At 70.7% G+C, this 19,667-nt stretch carries 14 protein-coding genes and 1 pseudogene; 10 read left to right on the top strand and 5 right to left on the bottom strand.

The genetic code is table 11. The features are described 5' to 3' along the window. Positions 1-40: 40 nt before the first annotated feature. Positions 41-1,153 carry a LacI family DNA-binding transcriptional regulator gene (locus AOK08_RS10070; RefSeq protein WP_079053951.1) on the bottom strand — a complete coding sequence of 371 codons (1,113 nt, stop codon included), beginning with the start codon at positions 1,151-1,153 and terminating at the stop codon, positions 41-43. 517 nt (positions 1,154-1,670) lie between these two features. Between AOK08_RS10070 and hisC the strand changes: the two genes are divergently transcribed. The 6 genes from hisC to AOK08_RS10040 all read left to right on the top strand — a co-directional run bounded on the left by hisC (position 1,671) and on the right by AOK08_RS10040 (position 11,942). Continuing rightward, positions 1,671-2,750: a histidinol-phosphate transaminase gene (gene hisC, locus AOK08_RS10065; protein ID WP_055525137.1), complete on the top strand. Its 1,080-nt coding sequence runs from the start codon at positions 1,671-1,673 to the stop codon at positions 2,748-2,750. Positions 2,751-2,997: 247 nt separating this feature from the next. Then, positions 2,998-4,506: a cytochrome ubiquinol oxidase subunit I gene (locus AOK08_RS10060; RefSeq protein ID WP_055525136.1), complete on the top strand. Its 1,509-nt coding sequence runs from the start codon at positions 2,998-3,000 to the stop codon at positions 4,504-4,506. A gap of 20 nt (positions 4,507-4,526) precedes the next feature. After that, a complete protein-coding gene (cydB, locus tag AOK08_RS10055) occupies positions 4,527-5,531 on the top strand; it encodes a cytochrome d ubiquinol oxidase subunit II (protein ID WP_055525135.1) in 1,005 nt (334 codons plus the stop codon). Positions 5,532-5,633: 102 nt separating this feature from the next. Beyond that, positions 5,634-9,158 (top strand): thiol reductant ABC exporter subunit CydD, encoded by a 3,525-nt coding sequence (cydD, locus tag AOK08_RS10050; protein WP_055525141.1) that lies wholly within the window; start codon positions 5,634-5,636, stop codon positions 9,156-9,158. Positions 9,159-9,257: 99 nt separating this feature from the next. After that, entirely contained in the window at positions 9,258-10,772 is a 1,515-nt protein-coding gene (locus AOK08_RS10045) for a GAF domain-containing protein (protein WP_079053950.1), read from the top strand. Positions 10,773-10,874: 102 nt separating this feature from the next. Continuing rightward, a complete protein-coding gene (locus AOK08_RS10040) occupies positions 10,875-11,942 on the top strand; it encodes a peptidoglycan DD-metalloendopeptidase family protein (RefSeq protein WP_055525134.1) in 1,068 nt (355 codons plus the stop codon). A gap of 69 nt (positions 11,943-12,011) precedes the next feature. Here the strand turns inward: AOK08_RS10040 and AOK08_RS10035 are convergent, their stop codons facing one another. From AOK08_RS10035 to AOK08_RS10020, 4 genes are all read right to left on the bottom strand, one after another. Next, a complete protein-coding gene (locus AOK08_RS10035) occupies positions 12,012-12,881 on the bottom strand; it encodes a Cof-type HAD-IIB family hydrolase (protein ID WP_055525133.1) in 870 nt (289 codons plus the stop codon). A gap of 78 nt (positions 12,882-12,959) precedes the next feature. Continuing rightward, the gene (locus AOK08_RS10030; protein ID WP_055525132.1) at positions 12,960-13,871 is read right to left on the bottom strand and encodes an LLM class flavin-dependent oxidoreductase; all 912 of its coding nucleotides are present in this window, start codon (positions 13,869-13,871) and stop codon (positions 12,960-12,962) included. An 88-nt stretch (positions 13,872-13,959) separates the two neighbouring features. Beyond that, positions 13,960-14,508, bottom strand: coding sequence for an RNA 2'-phosphotransferase (locus AOK08_RS10025; protein ID WP_055525131.1), 549 nt, complete (start codon positions 14,506-14,508; stop codon positions 13,960-13,962). 178 nt (positions 14,509-14,686) lie between these two features. Beyond that, positions 14,687-16,465, bottom strand: coding sequence for an SDR family oxidoreductase (locus AOK08_RS10020; protein ID WP_055525130.1), 1,779 nt, complete (start codon positions 16,463-16,465; stop codon positions 14,687-14,689). 263 nt (positions 16,466-16,728) lie between these two features. On the opposite strand from AOK08_RS10020, the gene AOK08_RS10015 reads away from it, so the two are divergent. From AOK08_RS10015 to AOK08_RS45640, 4 genes and pseudogenes are all read left to right on the top strand, one after another. Beyond that, positions 16,729-17,715 carry an ABC transporter ATP-binding protein gene (locus tag AOK08_RS10015; RefSeq protein ID WP_055525139.1) on the top strand — a complete coding sequence of 329 codons (987 nt, stop codon included), beginning with the start codon at positions 16,729-16,731 and terminating at the stop codon, positions 17,713-17,715. Beyond that, positions 17,705-18,610, top strand: a complete 906-nt coding sequence (locus AOK08_RS10010; protein WP_055525129.1) for an ABC transporter permease subunit — start codon at positions 17,705-17,707, stop codon at positions 18,608-18,610. The genes AOK08_RS10015 and AOK08_RS10010 overlap by 11 nt, the downstream gene beginning before the upstream one ends. Then, positions 18,607-19,518, top strand: a complete 912-nt coding sequence (locus AOK08_RS10005; RefSeq protein ID WP_055525128.1) for an ABC transporter ATP-binding protein — start codon at positions 18,607-18,609, stop codon at positions 19,516-19,518. Before AOK08_RS10010 ends, AOK08_RS10005 begins: the two co-directional genes overlap by 4 nt. Before the next feature lie 10 nt (positions 19,519-19,528). After that, a pseudogene (locus AOK08_RS45640) lies at positions 19,529-19,667 on the top strand (ABC transporter permease); the annotation flags it as partial.

The raw sequence follows: 19,667 nt of genomic DNA, 5'->3' as shown, positions 1-19,667 counted from the left end.
GCACAAGCCCAGTTCCCCCGCCCTCACCACCGCCCCCGGATCACCCTTCCTCGGGCGATCGCGGCGGACTGACCGTCGTACGCGGCGGACGGCGCTGCGAGGACGTCCGCACGATCAGTTCGGTCGGTATCACCTGTTCGACCGGCAGGTCCGAGTCGAGGTTCTCGATGGCGTCGATCAGGAGCTGGACCACCGCCGTGCCGATGCGGCGCGGCTTCAGGGAGAGCGTGGTGATCGGCGGCTCCGTGGTGGCGTACACCGTGGACTCGCTGCAGCAGACCAGCAGAAGGTCGTCCGGGACGCGCAGGCCGTAGCGGCGGGCCGCGGCCAGCAGGTCGGTGCCGTTGGGGTCGAAGAGGCCGTAGACGGCGTCAGGGCGGTCCGGGCGGGCCAGCAGCCTGTCGGCGGCCACGGCGCCCGCGCACGGGTCGTGGGCCGGGTAGGACTCGTACACCGGGTCCTGGCCGACCCGCTCGCACCAGTGCAGGTACGCCGTGGTCGAGAGGTGGGTGTAGGTGTCGGTGGAGGTCCCCGTCAGGAGGCCGATACGGCGGGCGCCGGCGTCGGCCAGGTGGTCGAGGATGCCCAGGACGGCCGCCTCGTGGTCGTTGTCGACCCACGCGGTGACCGGGAGCGAGCCGGCCGGGCGGCCGTCGGAGACGACGGGCAGTCCCTGCCTGACGAGTTCGGTGACCACCGGGTCGTGGTCGGACGGGTCGATCACGACGGTGCCGTCGAGGGCGACGTTCGACCACACGTCGTGGCGCGAGGTCGCGGGGAGGATGACCAGGGCGTAGCCCCGGGCGAGCGCGGCCGAGGTGGCGGCCCTCGCCATCTCCGCGAAGTACGCGAACTCGGTGAAGGTGAAAGGTTCATCCCCGTATGTCGTCACGGTCAGACCGATCAGTCCGGACTTGCCGGTACGAAGGGTCCGGGCCGCGGCCGACGGGCGGTAGCCCAGCCGGTCCGCGACCTCGCGGACATGGCGCCGGGTGGCGTCCGGGAGCCGGCCCTTTCCGTTGAGGGCATCGGAGACGGTCGTGATCGAGACGCCGGCGGCGGCGGCCACGTCTCTGATGCCGGCCCGGCCCGGCCGGCTGGCTCGTCGGGTTGTCTCCGCGCGGCTCACCTGGTGCTTCCCTGCTGCTGTCATGGCGAGCCGATAGTAGGGCTCATGCGGTGGGGTAGTGCGGACGCATATGCAGTCGTTGACAGGCACGTTTCTGCATGGTCAAAAGTCATCAACTGCCTTTGAATAGAAGTCAGTTGAACGATATTATCGCCCTACGTGACTCGTCGGCGCACATAGGCCTGCCAAGTGGCCGATGTTTCGAAGAGGTCTCAACTCACCTCTACGAGGGATGCGCGCCACGGCGTGAGCCACCAGCGCGCGCCAAGTCGCGCTACGCGCCCCCCAATTAGTGCAACTTTGTACGGTGATACCCCTGATGCTCATGGGGTCGACGGTGTGGCAGACGGCGCGGGCACACGGAGCCGGCCGCATGCCCGCGTTGTCGCCCGATCCCCGCCCGACCGACCCGATCGAACCGGCGGACCTGATCGCCCCATACGCGCCGGCGCCGAATCCTCATAAGGTGAGGAGCATTGGTACCCGGTATCCGGCAGCGAGTGGCCGTGCTGAGCCGGTGGTGGTCACGAGGAGGACTGCGGTGAGCGAGACGAGCCCCAAGCTGCGCGCCGAGCTGGAGGGTATCCCCACCTACAAGCCGGGCAGGCCGGCTGCGGCAGGTGGTCCGGTGGCCTTCAAGCTGTCCTCGAACGAGAACCCGTACCCGCCGCTGCCGGGCGTGCTGGAGAGCGTGACGGCGGCGGCGGGTGCCTTCAACCGGTACCCGGACATGGCCTGCACGGAGCTCATGAGCGAGCTGGCAGAACGTTTCGCCGTGCCGGTCTCGCATGTCGCCACCGGCACCGGCTCGGTCGGCGTCGCACAGCAGCTCATCCAGGCCACCAGCGGGCCCGGCGACGAGGTGATCTACGCCTGGCGGTCCTTCGAGGCCTATCCGATCATCACGCAGATCAGCGGCGCCACGTCGGTGAAGGTCCCGCTGACCCCCGGGGACGTGCACGACCTTGACGCGATGGCTGACGCGATCACCGACCGGACCCGGCTGATCTTCGTCTGCAACCCGAACAACCCGACCGGGACGGTCGTACGCCAGGCGGAGCTGGAGCGGTTCCTGGACCGGGTGCCCGGTGATGTGCTGGTGGTGCTCGACGAGGCGTACAAGGAGTTCGTCCGCGACATCGAGGTGCCGGACGGGGTCGTGCTCTACCGCGACCGGCCGAACGTCTGTGTGCTGCGCACCTTCTCCAAGGCGTACGGCCTCGCCGGGCTGCGGGTCGGGTTCGCGATCGCGCACGAGCCGGTGGCGGCGGCGCTGCGCAAGACCGCGGTGCCCTTCGGGGTGAGCCAGCTCGCCCAGGACGCCGCCGTGGCCTCGCTGCGGGCCGAGGACGCGCTGCTCGGCCGGGTCGGTTCGCTGGTGTCCGAGCGCGCGCGGGTGGTCGACGGGCTGCGCGGCCAGGGCTGGACGGTGCCCGAGACCCAGGCGAACTTCGTGTGGCTGCGGCTGGGGGAGCGCACGGTGGACTTCGCGGCGGTGTGCGAGCGGGCCGGGGTGGTCGTCCGGCCGTTCCCGGGCGAGGGGGTTCGGGTCACGATCGGGGAGGCCGAGGCGAACGACGTCTTCCTGAAGGCGGCGGAGGTGTTCCGCAAGGAGCTCTAGTCCCTGGCCCCGGGCGCGGACTCCAGTGTCCCGTTCATGGGCTGTCCGCCATGTCTGACCGGCCCTTTTCTGTCAAGGGCCGGTCAGGTCTCGTTCAGGGACCCCCCGCCTCTCCAGCTTCGAACGGGTATGCGCCATAATTGCTTGTGAATGTGAACGCGTTCACAAGCGTGTCCCGTTTGTTCCTCTCGTGTGGATGGCAACCGGGACAGACTGCCGCAATGACCACGGCACGTAAGGAGAAGACGTGGACATCGCTTTGGCGCCCGAGACTCTGGCGCGATGGCAGTTCGGCATCACCACCGTCTACCACTTCCTGTTCGTCCCGCTGACGATCTCCCTCGCCGCGCTCACCGCCGGACTGCAAACGGCCTGGGTGCGCACGGAGAAGGAGAAGTACCTCAGGGCCACCAAGTTCTGGGGCAAGCTCTTCCTGATCAACATCGCGATGGGTGTCGTCACCGGCATCGTGCAGGAGTTCCAGTTCGGCATGAACTGGTCCGACTACTCGCGCTTCGTCGGGGATGTCTTCGGCGCCCCGCTCGCCTTCGAGGCGCTGATCGCCTTCTTCTTCGAGTCCACCTTCATCGGGTTGTGGATCTTCGGCTGGGACAAACTGCCGAAGCGGATCCACCTGGCCTGTATCTGGATGGTCTCGATCGGCACGATCCTGTCGGCGTACTTCATCCTCGCGGCCAACTCCTGGATGCAGCACCCCGTCGGCTACCGGATCAACGGGCAGAAGGGGCGCGCCGAACTGACCGACTTCTGGCTGGTCCTGACCCAGAACACCGCACTGACCCAGGTCTTCCACACCCTCTCCGCGGCCTTCCTCACGGGTGGCGCCTTCATGGTCGGCATCGCCGCCTTCCATCTATCGCGGAAGAAGCACATCGAGGTGATGAAGACCTCGCTGCGGCTCGGCCTGGTCACCGTCGTCATCGGCGGCATGCTCACGGCGGTCAGCGGTGACCTCCTCGGCAAGGTCATGTTCAAGCAGCAGCCGATGAAGATGGCCGCCGCCGAGGCCCTCTGGGACGGCGAGGCGCCCGCGCCCTTCTCCGTCTTCGCCTACGGCGATGTCGACGCCGGCCACAACAAGGTCGCCATCGAGATCCCCGGTCTGCTGTCCTTCCTCGCCAACGACGACTTCAGCTCGCACGTCCCCGGCATCAACGACGTCAACAAGGCCGAGCAGAAGAAGTTCGGGCCCGGCGACTACCGGCCCAACATCCCGGTCGCCTACTGGGGCTTCCGCTGGATGATCGGCTTCGGCATGACGTCCTTCGCGATCGGGCTCGCCGGACTCTGGCTGACCCGCAAGAAGTTCATGCTGCCGCAGCATCTGCGGGTCGGCGACGACGAGGTGCCCCACCTCTCGCTGCTGCCGGGGAAGGCGCTCGGTCCGACGCTCACCAAGTGGTACTGGCGCGTCGCGATCCTCACCCTGGGCTTCCCGCTGATCGCCAACTCCTGGGGCTGGATCTTCACCGAGATGGGCCGTCAGCCCTGGGTCGTGTACGGCATCTTCCAGACCCGGGACGCCGTCTCCCCCGGGGTCTCGCAGGGCGAGGTCATCACCTCGATGATCGTCTTCACCGCGCTCTACGCGATTCTCGCCGTCATCGAGGTCAAGCTCCTCGTGAAGTACGTCAAGGCCGGCCCGCCCGAACTGACCGAGGCCGACCTCAACCCGCCCACGAGGATCGGCGGCGACCCACAGGACGCCGACAAGCCGATGGCCTTCTCCTACTAGGCCCAGGGAGCTGAATCGCCATGCAACTTCACGACGTCTGGTTCGTTCTCATCGCCGTCCTGTGGATCGGCTACTTCTTCCTGGAGGGCTTCGACTTCGGGGTCGGCGTCCTCACCAAGCTCCTCGCCCGCGACCGGGCGGAGAAGCGGGTCCTCATCAACACCATCGGGCCCGTCTGGGACGGCAACGAGGTGTGGCTGCTCACGGCGGGCGGTGCCACCTTCGCCGCCTTCCCCGAGTGGTACGCCACCCTCTTCTCCGGCTTCTATCTGCCGCTGCTGCTGATCCTGGTCTGTCTGATCGTGCGGGGCGTCGCCTTCGAGTACCGCGTGAAGCGGCCCGAGGAGAACTGGCAGCGCAACTGGGAGACCGCGATCTTCTGGACCTCGCTGCTGCCCGCGTTCATGTGGGGCGTGGCCTTCGCCAACATCGTGCGCGGGGTGAAGATCAACGCTGACTTCAACTACGTGGGCGATCTCGCCGATCTGCTCAACCCGTACGCCCTGCTCGGCGGTCTGGTCACCCTGTCGCTGTTCACCTTCCACGGCACGGTGTTCGTCGGTCTCAAGACCGTCGGCGACATCCGGGAACGGGCACGGAAACTGGCCGTTCGCGTCGGACTGGTGACCGCGGTCGTCGCGCTCGTGTTCCTGGGCTGGACCCAGGCCGACAAGGGCGACGGCAGCTCACTGGCCGCAGCGGTCGTGGCCGTGCTCGCCCTCGTCGCCGCGCTGGGTGCGGCACGGAAGGGGCGCGAGGGCTGGGCGTTCGCGTTCTCCGGGGTCACCATCGTGGCCGCCGTCGCGATGCTGTTCCTGACGCTCTTCCCGAACGTCATGCCGTCCTCGCTCAACCCGGCCTGGAACCTCACGGTCACCAACGCCTCGTCGAGCCCGTACACGCTGAGGATCATGACGTGGTGTGCCGGGATCGCCACGCCCCTGGTCCTGCTCTACCAGGGCTGGACCTACTGGGTGTTCCGCAAGCGGATCGGCACGCAGCACCTCGCCGAAGCCGCGCACTGAGCGGTCGTCGTCTGCGTCATCTCTGTCTGTGGGTGGTGGGTTCGCGATGTTTCACGTGAAACATCGCGAACCCACCACCCGGGACCGAAGGGCATGTTTCACGTGAAACCAATCGATCCCCGGCTCCTTCGGTACGCCGGTGCCACGCGCCGCTTCCTGCTGGTCGTCGTCGGCCTCGGTGCCGTCGGCGCGGGGCTGGTCATCGCGCAGGCCATGCTCATCGCCGAGGTGGTGGTCGGCGCGTTCCAGCACGGCCGGTCGGTCACTGATCTCCGTACCCCCCTGCTGCTGTTGGTGGCCGTCGCCGGTGGCCGGGCGGTGGTCTCCTGGCTCACCGAGCTGGCCGCCCACCGGACGAGCGCGGCGGTGAAGTCGGAGCTGCGCGGGCGGCTGCTGGAGCGGGCCGTCGCCCTCGGCCCCGGATGGCTCGGCGGGCAGCGGACCGGGTCGCTGGTTGCCCTCGCCACGCGGGGGGTCGACGCGCTCGACGACTACTTCTCCCGCTATCTGCCGCAGCTGGGGCTCGCGGTGGTGGTGCCGGTGGCCGTACTGGCGCGGATCGTCACCGAGGACTGGGTGTCGGCCGCGATCATCGTCGGCACCCTGCCGCTCATTCCGGTGTTCATGGTCCTGATCGGCTGGGCCACGCACTCCCACATGGACCGTCAGTGGCGCCTGCTGTCCCGGCTGTCGGGCCACTTCCTGGATGTGGTGGCCGGGCTGCCGACGCTGAAGGTGTTCGGCCGGGCCAAGGCCCAGGCCGAGTCGATCCGGCGGATCACCGGTGAGTACCGGCAGGCGACGATGCGGACCCTGCGTATCGCCTTCATCTCGTCCTTCGCGCTGGAGCTGCTGGCGACGCTGTCCGTGGCGCTGGTCGCGGTGACCATCGGTATGCGGCTCGTGCGCGGCGAGATGGACCTCTACATCGGGCTGGTCATCCTCATCCTGGCGCCCGAGGCGTATCTGCCGTTGCGGCAGGTGGGCGCCCAGTTCCACGCGGCGGCCGAGGGGCTGGCCGCGGCAGAGGAGATCTTCGCCGTGCTGGAGACGCCCGAGCCGGAATCCGGGACCGGGGAGGTTCCGGAGGGCGGGATCGCCTTCGAGGGCGTGACGGTCCGGTATCCCGGGCGCTCGGTGGACGCGGTGACCGATGTGTCCTTCGCCGTCGGGGCCGGTGAGACGGTCGCGCTCGTCGGGCCGAGCGGCGCGGGCAAGTCGACGCTGCTGCACGCGCTGCTCGGGTTCGTACGGCCGATGGAAGGGCGGGTGTCGGTCGGGGGCGCCGACCTCGCCGGGCTCGATCTGGAGCAGTGGCGTTCACGGGTGGCCTGGGTGCCGCAGCGGCCCCATCTGTTCGCCGGGTCGATCGCCGAGAACGTACGGCTGGCCCGGCCCGACGCCGACGACACCGCCGTACGGAGGGCACTGGCCGACGCCGGTGCGCTGGAGTTCGTGGACGCGCTGCCCGAGGGCGTCCGCACGGCGCTCGGTGAGGACGGCGCCGGGCTCTCCGCGGGCCAGCGGCAGCGGCTCGCGCTGGCCAGGGCGTTCCTCGCGGACCGGCCTGTGCTGCTGCTCGACGAGCCGACGGCCGCGCTCGACGGGGAGACCGAGGCGGAGGTCGTGGCCGCCGTACGGCGCCTTGCCGTCGGACGGACGGTTCTGCTGGTCGTGCACCGGCCGGCGCTGCTGGCGGTGGCGGACCGGGTGGTGCGGCTGGAGGAGGCCGCCCGCCCCGCTCACCTGCCTGGTGCCGGACAGGCCGGAGACTCCCCCGGCGGTGATGGGCTCCTCGGGGGCGGGAAACGGGGTGCACAGGTCCCCGTGCTCGACGACGAGGAAGTCGTGCCGGGCGCTCCCCCCGGGGGAGTCGGTGTGCTCGCTCGGGTGCGGGCCATGTCCGGGGCCAGGCGCGGGCGGCTCGTACTCGCGCTGCTGCTCGGTGGTCTCGCGCTGGGCAGTGCCGTCGGGCTCATGGCGACCTCGGGGTGGCTCATCTCGCGGGCCTCGCAGCAGCCGCCCGTGCTGTATCTGATGGTCGCCGTGACGGCCACGCGGGCCTTCGGGATCGGGCGGGCCGTCTTCCGCTACGCCGAGCGGCTGGTGTCGCACGACGCGGTGCTGCGGATGCTGGCCGACACCCGGGTGGCCGTCTACCGGCGCCTGGAACGGCTGGCGCCCGCCGGACTGCGGACGACCCGGCGCGGTGACCTGCTGTCGCGGCTCGTCGCCGATGTGGACGCCCTCCAGGACTACTGGCTGCGCTGGCTGCTGCCCGCCGGAGCCGCCCTCGTCGTCTCCGCCGCCTCGGTCGGGTTCACGGCCTGGCTGCTGCCGGAGGCCGGTGCCGTACTCGCCGCCGGGCTCCTCACGGCCGGCGTCGGCGTCCCCCTCGTGACCAGTGCCGTGGCACGGCGCGCGGAACGCCGACTCGCCCCGGCCCGGGGGGCACTCGCCACGCATGTGACCGACCTGCTCACCGGAACCGCCGAGTCGACGGTCGCGGGCGCCCTGAACCGACGTGTCGACCAGGTACGGCGGGCCGGCTCCACGCTCACCCGGATCGCCTCACGCGCCGCCACCGCCACCGCGCTCGGCGACGGACTCACCGCGCTGCTGTCCGGACTGACGGTCGCTGCCACCGCCGTGGTGGCCGTCCAAGGGGTCGCCGACGGGCGGCTCGACGGGGTGCTGACGGCCGTGGTCGTCCTCACTCCCCTGGCCGCCTTCGAGGCCGTCCTCGGACTGCCGCTCGCCGTGCGGTACCGGCAGCGGGTGCGCAGGAGCGCGGAGCGCGTGTACGAGGTCCTGGACGCGCCCGAGCCCGTACGCGAACCCGAACAGCCGCTCCCCGCGCCGCTGTCGCCGTTCCCGGTCGTCGTCAGGGAGCTGACCGCCCGCCACGCGGGACAGGACCGGAACGCGCTCGCCCGGCTCGACCTCACCCTCGACGAAGGGCGCCGGATCGCCGTCGTCGGACCGTCCGGGGCCGGCAAGACCACCCTCGCCCAGGTGCTCCTGCGGTTCCTGGACGCGGACGCCGGCTCGTACACGCTGGGCGGTGTGGACGCGTACGCGCTGGACGGCGACGACGTACGGCGGCTGGTCGGGCTGTGCGCCCAGGACGCGCACCTCTTCGACAGCTCCGTGCGCGAGAACCTGCTGCTGGCGAGGAAGGGCGCGACCGAGGACGACCTGCGGGGAGCCCTCGCGCGGGCGCGGCTGCTGGACTGGGCCGAGTCACTGCCCGAGGGACTCGACACGCTGGTCGGCGAGCACGGGGCGCGGCTGTCCGGCGGGCAGCGGCAACGGCTGGCGCTCGCCCGGGCACTGCTCGCGGACTTCCCGGTGCTCGTGCTCGACGAACCCGCCGAACACCTCGACCTGCCGACCGCCGACGCGCTCACCGCCGATCTGCTGGCCGCCACCGAGGGGCGTACGACACTGCTCATCACGCATCGGCTGGCCGGTCTTGACGCGGTGGACGAGGTGATCGTGCTGGACGGGGGCCAGGTCGTGCAGCGGGGGACGTACGCGGAGCTGCTCGCCGCCGAAGGGCCGCTGCGGGCGATGGCGGCGCGGGAGACGGAGTCCGAGCGACTGGCGACGGTGGCGGCGGGCTGAGACCGTTCTCGACTGCCAGGGACCTCGACTGTCAGGCACCTCGATCTTCGGCGGCGACTTCGACTTTCGGTGACAAAGAGTACTAATTAGGCTCGTGGGATGCCGGACCTACCGCTTCGCCCCGAGCCGTGCCTGCCGCAGTTGCTGGAGGCCATGCGGGCCGCCGGGAGCGGGCTCGGGCCGCGTGCCACGCTGGAGCGGATCTGCGCGACGGCGACCGCCCTGGTGGACGCCCGGCACGCGGCCGTCGGGGTACTCGGCGAGGACGGCACCGGCATCGCCGACCTCGTCCACCACGGCGCCGACGAGGAGACCGTCCGGTGGGTCGAGCCGATCCGCGTGCACGGCGAGGTCTTCGGGAACCTGTACCTCGGTGACAAGCGCGGCGGCGGGGCCTACACCGAGCACGATCTGACCTTGGTCCGTGTGCTGGCCATCGAGGCCGGCATCGCCCTCGGCAACGCCCGCCTCTATGAGGCCGCCCGGCAGCGCGAGCGCTGGATCGACGGATCCGTGGCCGTGACCACCGCGCTGCTCTCCGGCGGCGACATCGGCGACTCCCTCCGGATCGTCGCCGAACAGGCCCGCCGGCTCTCCGGGGCGGCGGCCGGGATCGTGCTGCTGCCCGCCGCCGAGGGCGGCCTGGAGATCGTCGCCGTGGACGCGGAAGGCCCCGCCGACGCGCTCGGCGTGATCGTCCCGCCGGAGAGCGAACTGGTCGCCGAACTCCTCGACGGCGAGCCCGTGTTCGTCGCGGACGCGGCCACCGACCCCCGGCTGCTCCTCGGCCTCGGCCTCACCCGCGACTACGGGCCCACCATGCTGCTCCCCCTGGAGAGCGACGGCCGTGTCGTCGGCAGCCTCGCCATGCCCCGCGCACGCGGAGAGCGCCCGTTCACCGAGGCGGAGCGCGCGCTCGCCGTCCAGTTCGCCGCGCAGGCCGCGCTCGCGCTGATGATGGCCGAGGCCCAGCGCGACCGGGAACGGCTCGCGGTGTACGAGGACCGCGACCGGATCGCCCGCGACCTGCACGATCTCGTCATCCAACGGCTGTTCGCCACCGGGATGATGCTGGAGAGCGCCCGGCGCGGACCGGTCGCGCCCGAGGTACGGGACGGCGTCGGCAGGGCCGTCGACGAACTCGACATCACCATCCAGGAGATCCGCACCGCGATCTTCGCGCTCCAGGACGACCCGGGCGAGGTCCCGTCCGAGTTGTCCACACGGGTGCGGCGGGAGATCCACATGGCCGCCGTGGCCCTCGGTTTCCAGCCCTCGCTCCGGTTGGCCGGCCCGGTCGACACCGCCGTCGGCGAGCTGACCGGCAAGAACCTCGTCGCCGCCCTCCGCGAGGGGCTGTCCAACGCCTTCCGGCATGCCGGGGCGTCCCGGATCGATGTCGTGGTCGACGCGGACGTCACCCTGCCGGACGGCCGCGCGGGCGTACGGCTGACCGTCGCCGACGACGGTGTCGGCATCCCCGAGGGCGGTCGGCGCAGCGGCCTCAGGAACCTGAAGCGGCGTGCCGAGTCGCTCGGCGGCGACAGCGGGCACGGACCCGGCAACGGCCCGGACGGCGGCGGTACGACGGTGGTGTGGCTGGCGCCGTACTGAGCCTGTCACGAACCGCGTTGCTGAGCCGTTCGTGGCAAGGGGTCCCCCGGGCGTACGACTTGAACAGGCGACCGGTCCGGTTTGCGGTACACGATCGCTGACATGGGCTCACGTCGCCGTCATCCGCTGCTCGTTCCTGCATTGCTGTGCGCGCTCGTGGTCCTGGTCGCCCGGCCCACGCCCGCCTCGGGCGAGGACACGGACGCCGGCCCGGACTCCGCCACGGACTCGGGCCTCAGCACCGAGGTCACCCGGCTGTACGCGGATGCCGCCGCGGTGACCCGGCGGTATGAGGCCGGACGGCGGGAGTCCGAGGCGGAGGGCGCCAGGGCCCGGAAGTACGAGGAACTCCTCACCCGTGAACGGCGCGACATCGCCGTCCTGCACGAGGACCTGGGCCGGATCGCGCGCGGCCAGTACCGCACCGGAGGAGGCCTCCCGCTCACCGCGCAGATGCTGCTCGCGGACAACCCCGAGGAGCTGATGCGCGGTCAGCGGGCCGTGTGGCAGGCCGATCTCGCCGTCAACAACGCGATCGACAAGAGCCGGCGCGCGGAGGCCCGGCTCGCCGCGGACGAGGCGAGGGCGGCGGCGCAGTGGCAGAGGCTGGAGCGGCGCAACAGTGAGATCGCCGAGCTGAAGCGGACGATCGAGGCGAAGCTCGAAGAGGCCCGCTGGACGCTCCAGGGCCGGGCCGACGCCTCGGTGGCGGCGGGCTCCTGCCGGGGCGCCGTCCGGCTCGACCAGCCGGACCCCGGAACCATGCCGGAGTACGTCACGCCCGTGGAGACGTACGAGCTCTCCGCGAGTTTCGGCAGCGGCGGCGACCGGTGGGCGAACGGCCACACCGGGCAGGACTTCGCGGTACCGATCGGCACCCCGGTGCGGGCGGTCGGCGCGGGCACGGTGGTGTCGGTGTCCTGCGGGGGCGCCTTCGGCATCGAGATCGTGGTCGAGCACCCCGGGGGCTACTACACGCAGTACGCGCACCTCGCCGCCGTCACCGTCGACCAGGGGCAGCGGGTTACTCCGGGCCAGTGGATCGGCCAGACCGGCACGACCGGCAACTCGACCGGCCCGCACCTGCACTTCGAGGTACGCGTCACACCGGAACTGGGATCGGGGGTGGACCCGGCCGCGTGGCTGACGGCACGCGGGGTGCAGTTGTGAGCGCGGTCCCCAGCGGCGGCCTGGCCACCGCCGACTTCCTCAGCGCCGGCTTCCCCAGCGCCGGCTTCCTCAGCGGCGTTCCGCGAGCAGCCGCTCGATCACGACGGCCACCCCGTCCTCGTTGTTGGGCGCCGTGTGCCCGGAGGCCGCCGCGAGGACATCCGGGTGCGCGTTGCCCATCGCGTACGACCGGCCCGCCCAGGTGAGCATCTCGACGTCGTTCGGCATGTCCCCGAAGGCGACGACCTCCTCGGCCGAGATGCCCCGCTCGGCGCAGCACAGGGCCAGGGTGCTCGCCTTGGAGACCTCGGGGCCGCTGATCTCCAACAGGGCGCTGGGGCTGGAGCGGGTCACCGTGGCCCGGTCGCCGATCGCGAGCCGGGCGGTGGTGAGGAACGCGTCGGGGTCCATCGTGTGGTGGAAGGCGAGGATCTTGAGCACGGGCTCACCGTCGCTCGGCCCGCCCGGGGCCAGCAGCTTCTCGGCGGGCGCCAGATTGTCCGGCACCTCCATGTGCAGCTTCGGGTACTCCGGTTCCTGGTGGAAGCCGTACGTCTGCTCCACGGCGTACACCGTCCCCGGCGCGGCCTCGCGCAGCAGCCGTACGGCGTCCAGCGCGTTCTCCCTGGCCAGCTCCCGCACCTTCACGAAGCGGTGGGCGCCGGGGCCGCCGTGCAGGTCGACCACGGCGGCGCCGTTGCCGCAGATCGCCAGCCCGTGACCGTGGACGTGCTCGCTGACGACGTCCATCCAGCGGGCCGGGCGGCCCGTGACGAAGAAGACCTCGACGCCCGCGGCCTCGGCGGCGGCCAGGGCGGCGACCGTACGCGGGGACACCGACTTGTCGTCGCGAAGCAGCGTGCCGTCGAGGTCGGTGGCGATGAGCCGGACGGGAAGGGCGGCGGCGGGGGTCTCGGGCTCTCGGGTCGCTGAGGTCACCCGGCCATTCTCGCGTATGGGCGCGCACGGCCGGGCGGCGGTCCGCCCAGATGAGTGGTCACCCCGACCGGTCCCGGGTCAGCGCAGTTGCGCCGGGACCTCCAGGGCGATGTGCTCGAAGATCCGCTCGTCGGCCGCGAAGTCGGAGTCGGGGATGGGCCAGTGGATCACGATCTCGGTGAAGCCCAGCTCCTGGTGCCTGCCCGCGAAGTCGACGAACGCGTCCACTGACTCCAGGGGACGCCCCCGGTCCGGGGTGAACCCGGTGAGCAGGATCCTGTCGATACCGTCCGCGTCCCGGCCGATCTCGGCGCAGGCGTCGGCCAGCTTCTCGTTCTGCTCGCGCAGGGCCTGGACCGACTGTTCGGGCGTGCCGTTCTCGTACAGCCGGGGGTCGCCGGTCGTCACCCACGCCTGCCCGTACCGCGCCGCGAGCTGCAGCCCGCGCGGGCCGGTGGCGGCCACCGCGAAGGGCAGCCGGGGGCGCTGCACACAGCCCGGGATGTTGCGCACCTCGTGGGCCGAGTAATGGTCGCCCTGGTACGAGACGCCGTCCTTGCCGTCCTCGGTCAGCAGCCTGTCGAGGAGCGCGACGAACTCGCCGAACCGGTTGGCGCGCTCCCGGGGTGTCCACGGCTCCTGGCCCAGCGCGGTGGCGTCGAAGCCGGTGCCGCCCGCGCCGATCCCCAGGGTGAACCGTCCGTTCGACACGTCGTCGAGGGAGATCAGCTCCTTGGCCAGCGTCACCGGGTGCCGGAAGTTCGGCGAGGTGACGAGGGTGCCCAGACGCAGCCGGTCGGTGACAGCGGCGGCGGCGGTGAGCGTGGGCACGGCCCCGAACCATGGGCCGTCCCGGAAGGTCCGCCAGGACAGGTGGTCGTACGTGAACGCGGTGTGGAACCCGAGCTGCTCCGCGCGCTGCCAGGTCGAACGGCCGCCCTCGTGCCAACGGCGGTACGGAAGGATCACGGTGCTCAGGTGCAGACTCATGGTCCAGAGCCTAGGTCCCGTTCATGTTTCACGTGAAACATCGCCGAGCGCTCCTCGAGTGGCGGCGGACGGTCACCCGGGACCCGTGTCAGTGCGGGCCCGAGAACCGCAGATAGCTCGGCGGCACCGCCTCCGTGAGCCATACGCCGTTCTCGCTGACGTGGAAGACGTGGCCGTCGCGGTGCATGGCGGCCGAGTCCACGGAGAGTACGACGGGGCGGCCTCGGCGGGCGCCGACCCGGGTCGCGGTCTCACGGTCGGCCGAGAGGTGTACGGCGTGCCGGTTCATGGGCCGCAGGCCCTCGGCGCGGATCGCGTCCAGGAAGCGGTCCACCGTGCCGTGGTAGAGGTAGGGCGGCGGGGTCGCCGGGGGCAGCCCGAGGTCGACCTCGACGCTGTGGCCCTGGCTGGCGCGGATCCGGGTCCCGTCGACCGCGAAGCGCTTCTTGTCGTTGGCGGCGACCACGTGGTCCAGTTCGTCGCGGGTGAACCGGAAGCCGTGGGCCGTGGCAGCCGCGATCAGGATGTCGATCTCGACCCAGCCGGCCTCGTCGAGCGCGAGCCCGATCCTCCCCGGCTGGTGACGCAGATGCTTGGACAGGTACTTCGACACCTTCACGGTGCGTCTGTCGTCCATCTCGCTAGCGGTCTCTTTCTCGGTCATCCCGTAAGCGTGCCGGGCGAGACCGTGATCACGCATTTGATTTTGGTTCGGAGGTTTGATCCACAGCCAAGTGCAGTTATCCACAGGGGAATTGGAGAAACTGTGGACAACGGGCCTTATGTTTTGCGGGCCTTGCCCAACTTGTGTTGATTTACTCCTGTTTCTTGTCCTTGGGGGCAGTGGGCGGGTCCAGCCGTGCCAGCGCCCTCAACGCCCCCGGTGCGAAACGGGACATGAGACGCAGGACCCGGGCCTCCGGCGTCACCGGTGCGACCGCCTCGTTGCGCACCACCGCGCGCAGGATCGCCGAAGCCACCTTCTCCGGCGGGTAGTTGCGCAGCCCGTACAGACGTGCCGCCCGCTTCCGCCTGTGGGCCTGTTCCTCGGCGTCGACTCCCGTGAAGCGCGCGGTCGTTGTGATGTTCGTGTTGATGAACCCGGGGCAGATCGCCGAGACGCCGATGCCCTGGTCCGCCAGCTCGGCGCGCAGACACTCGCTGAGCATCAGCACCGCGGCCTTCGAAGTGCTGTACGCGGGCAGCGCCTTGGAGGGCTGGTACGCGGCGGCCGACGCGACGTTCACGATGTGACCGCCATGTCCTCGGTCGGCCATCTGCCTCCCGAAGAGCCGGCAACCGTGGATCACGCCCCACAAGTTGACGTCCAGGACCTCCTTCCAGTCCTCGGCGGTCGTGTCGAAGAACGACCCGGAGAGCCCGATCCCCGCGTTGTTCACCAGCACGTCCACAACGCCGTACTCGGCGGCGACCTTCCCGGCGAGCTTCTCCATCGCCCGCTCGTCCGAGACGTCGGCCTGCTCCGCCCAGGCCTCGGGGGCTCCGGCGAGCCGGGCCGACTCGGCGGTACGGGCGGCGCTTTCGGCGTCCCGGTCGACGGCCACCACACGGGCGCCCGCCCCCGCGAACGCGAGCGCCGTCGCCCGTCCGATGCCGCTGCCCGCCCCGGTGACCAGGACGAGCCGCCCGCCGAAACGCCGCGCGTACGCGCCCGTTGCCGTCACCGGGAGCCGCCCGGCCTCGTTGGCGGTCACGAACTCCCCGATCCAGGCGGCCACTTGATCGGGACGGGTGCGCGGGATCCAGTGCTTCGCGTCGAGCGTGCGCAGCACCAGCAGGGGCGCCCACCGCTCCAGTCCGTCGTACAGCCGCTCGGAGAGGAACACGTCCCCCAGGGGCGTGATGAGCTGCACGGGCGCGTGCGCGTGCGCGTCCGTACGCGGCCCGCGCAGCCGCGACCGTACGTTGTCCCGGTACAGCCAGGCGCCGTTGGCCGCGTCCGAGGGCAGGGAGGCGGTCGGGTAACCCCCTCCGGAGACCTGTTCGAGGCGGGCCAGCATCTTCGGCCAGCGTCTGCCGAGCGGGCCGCGCCAGGCGAGCTCGGGCAGCACGGGCGTGTGCAGCGCGTACACGTACCAGGATCTGCGGCCCTGGCCCAGGAGTTGGGCCACCGCGCGCGGGGTGGGCCGCTTCAGGCGCTCCTTCGCCCAGTGGCCCAGGTGATCGAGGGACGGCCCGGACATCGACGTGAACGACGCGATCCGGCCCTCGGTGCGCGCGACGGTGACGAACTCCCACGACTGCACCGAGCCCCAGTCGTGCCCCACCAGATGCACCGGCCGGTCCGGGCTCACCGCGTCGGCGACCGCCATGAAGTCGTCCGTCAGCTTCTCCAGGGTGAAGCCGCCGCGCAGCGGACGCGGAGCCGTCGAGCCGCCGTGGCCCCGTACGTCGTACAGCACGACGTGGAAGCGGCCGGCGAGCCGCGCGGCGACCTGCGACCACACCTCCTTGGTGTCCGGATAGCCGTGCACGAGGATCACCGTGGGGTCCGCGGGGTCCCCCGACTCGGTGACGCACAGCTCGATCCCGCCCGTCCGCACCCGGCGCTCACGCACCCCGTCGAGAGTCACTCGTCCTCCGCCTCCACCCGGCGCTCACGCGTCCCGTCGACCCCGCTACGTGCCCGTAATCTCACCCCCGCGAATCTGACACCCGTTAGAGCACGCGTCAACAGTCGAACGCCTGTCTGTGGACAACCGCCCGTACTCGGTTGTTCGACTGTTCGACCTGAGGGGGGACCCCTACGGGCCCGTACGACTGAAGGTGGATGCCGAGACAGCTCTTCGGGTTGACGACCGGTGTGGTGTGCGCCACTACCGTCGTGGATGTGACTGTGATCGCGACCGAAAGCCTGAGCAAGCGGTTCCCCCGGGTGACCGCGCTCGACCGGCTCTCCATGGACATCGGACCCGGTGTGACCGGACTCGTCGGCGCCAATGGCGCCGGCAAGTCCACCCTGATCAAGATCCTGCTGGGTCTGTCTCCCGCCACGGAGGGCCGGGCCGCCGTGCTCGGACTCGACGTCGCCACCGAGGGCGCCGCCATCCGTGAGCGCGTCGGCTACATGCCGGAGCACGACTGCCTGCCGCCCGACGTCTCGGCCACCGAGTTCGTCGTGCACATGGCACGCATGTCCGGGCTCCCGCCGGCCGCCGCACGCGAGCGCACCGCGGACACCCTGCGCCATGTCGGCCTGTACGAGGAGCGCTACCGCCCCATCGGCGGCTACTCGACCGGCATGAAGCAGCGCGTGAAGCTGGCCCAGGCCCTGGTCCACGACCCGCAGCTGGTCTTCCTCGACGAGCCGACCAACGGCCTCGACCCGGTCGGCCGCGACGAGATGCTCGGGCTGATCCGCCGGATCCACACCGACTTCGGCATCTCGGTCCTGGTCACCTCGCACCTGCTCGGCGAACTGGAGCGGACCTGCGACCACGTGGTGGTCGTCGACGGCGGCAAGCTCCTGCGGTCCAGCTCCACCACCGACTTCACCCAGTCCACGGCCATCCTCGCCATCGAGGTCACCGACACCGACGAACACCCGGACGGCACCGCCGCGATGCGCGACGCGCTCCACGCGCGCGGGGTGGACACCCACGACGGCAGCGGCCTGCCCGGCGCCGGACACATCCTGCTGCTCACCGCCGAGAGCGAGGACACCTACGACCTCGTACGGGACACCGTCGCCGGCCTCGGCCTCGGCCTGGTGCGCATGGAACAGCGCAGACACCACATCTCAGAGGTCTTCACCGACAGCGACGAACAACAGAGCACCGCTCACCACAGTGCGGGAAAGGAGGCGGTCGGCCATGGCGGTTGAGCAGACCCCGGCACAGACGGGCGCCCAGTCCCGCATCCACAACATCGGCTACCGCTCGTACGACGGCCAGCGCCTGGGCCGGGCGTACGCCCGCCGCTCGCTCTACTCGCAGTCCCTGCGCGGCGCCTACGGCCTCGGCCGCTCGGCCAAGTCCAAGGTGCTGCCGATGCTGCTCTTCGCGGTGATGTGCGCCCCGGCGCTCATCATGGTGGCGGTCACGGTCGCCACCAAGGCACACAAGCTGCCCGTCGAGTACACCAACTACGCGATCATCATGCAGGGGCTCATCGGCCTGTACGTCGCCTCGCAGGCACCCCAGGCGGTCTCCCGGGACCTGCGCTTCAAGACCGTACCCCTGTACTTCTCGCGGCCGATCGAGACCGCCGACTACGTCCGGGCGAAGTACGCGGCAATGACCTCCGCCCTGTTCATCATCACCGCGGTCCCGCTGGTCGTGCTCTACGTGGGCGCCCTGCTGGCCAAGCTCGACTTCACCGACCAGACCAAGGGATTCCTCCAGGGACTCGTATCCGTGGCACTGCTCTCGCTGCTCTTCGCCGGTATCGGCCTCGTCATCTCGGCGGTCACCCCGCGCCGCGGCTTCGGCATCGCGGCCGTCATCGCCGTACTCACCATCTCCTACGGGGCGGTGTCCACGCTCCAGGCCATCGCCGACGCGCAGGGCACCACGGGCGCCGTCCCGTGGATCGGCCTCTTCTCGCCCATCACCCTCATCGACGGGGTGCAGACGGCCTTCCTGGGCGCGACCTCCTCCTACCCCGGAGGGGCAGGACCAGGCACCGGCGAAGGCGTGCTCTTCCTCCTCGCCGTCCTCGGTCTGATCGCCGGCTGCTACGGCCTCCTGATGCGCCGCTACCGAAAGGTCGGACTGTGACCACGCTCAACATCGACCACGTCTCGCGCTGGTTCGGCAACGTGGTGGCGGTCAACGACATCACCATGACGATCGGCCCCGGCGTCACCGGCCTCCTCGGCCCCAACGGCGCCGGAAAGTCCACCCTCATCAACATGATGGGCGGCTTCCTCGCCCCCTCCACCGGCACCGTCACCCTCGACGGGCAGCCCGTGTGGCGCAACGAGCAGATCTACAAGCACATCGGCATCGTCCCCGAGCGCGAGGCGATGTACGACTTCCTCACCGGCAAGGAATTCGTGGTCGCCAACGCCGAACTCCACGGCCTCGGCGCCAAGGCGGCCCAGCGGGCGCTCGCCACGGTCGAGATGGAGTACGCGCAGGACCGCAAGATCTCGACGTACTCCAAGGGCATGCGCCAGCGCGTCAAGATGGCCAGCGCGCTCGTCCACGAACCGTCGCTGCTCCTGCTCGACGAGCCCTTCAACGGCATGGACCCGCGCCAGCGCATGCAGCTCATGGACCTGCTGCGCCGCATGGGCGCCGAGGGCCGCACGGTCCTGTTCTCCTCGCACATCCTCGAAGAGGTCGAGCAGTTGGCGGCCCACATCGAGGTCGTCGTCGCCGGACGGCACGCGGCCAGCGGCGACTTCCGCCGCATCCGCCGTCTGATGACCGACCGCCCGCACCGCTACCTCGTACGCTCCAGCGACGACCGGGCCCTCGCCGCCGCGCTGATCGCCGACCCGTCCACCTCCGGCATCGAAGTCGACCTCGCCGAGGGCGCCCTGCGCATCCAGGCCGTCGACTTCGGCCGCTTCACCGCCCTGCTGCCCCGAGTCGCCAAGGACCACGGCATCCGGCTGCTCACGGTCTCGCCGTCCGACGAGTCCCTCGAATCCGTGTTCTCGTATCTCGTCGCCGCGTAGGAGGCCGAAAATGTACGACCCCACAGTCGCCCGGCTCACCTACCGGGCGCTGCTCGGCCGCCGCCGGGCCCTCATCCTCGGCGCGCTGCCCCTGCTGCTCATCGTGATCGCCGTCGTCGTACGCGCCCTCGTCGGCGCCGACGACCAGA

This window comes from Streptomyces graminilatus, from assembly GCF_001418565.1.
In the GTDB taxonomy this organism is placed as follows: Bacteria; Actinomycetota; Actinomycetes; order Streptomycetales; family Streptomycetaceae; genus Streptomyces; species Streptomyces graminilatus.
Note: the sequence above shows the minus strand (reverse complement) of the source record. Positions and strands in the feature narration are given on the sequence as shown.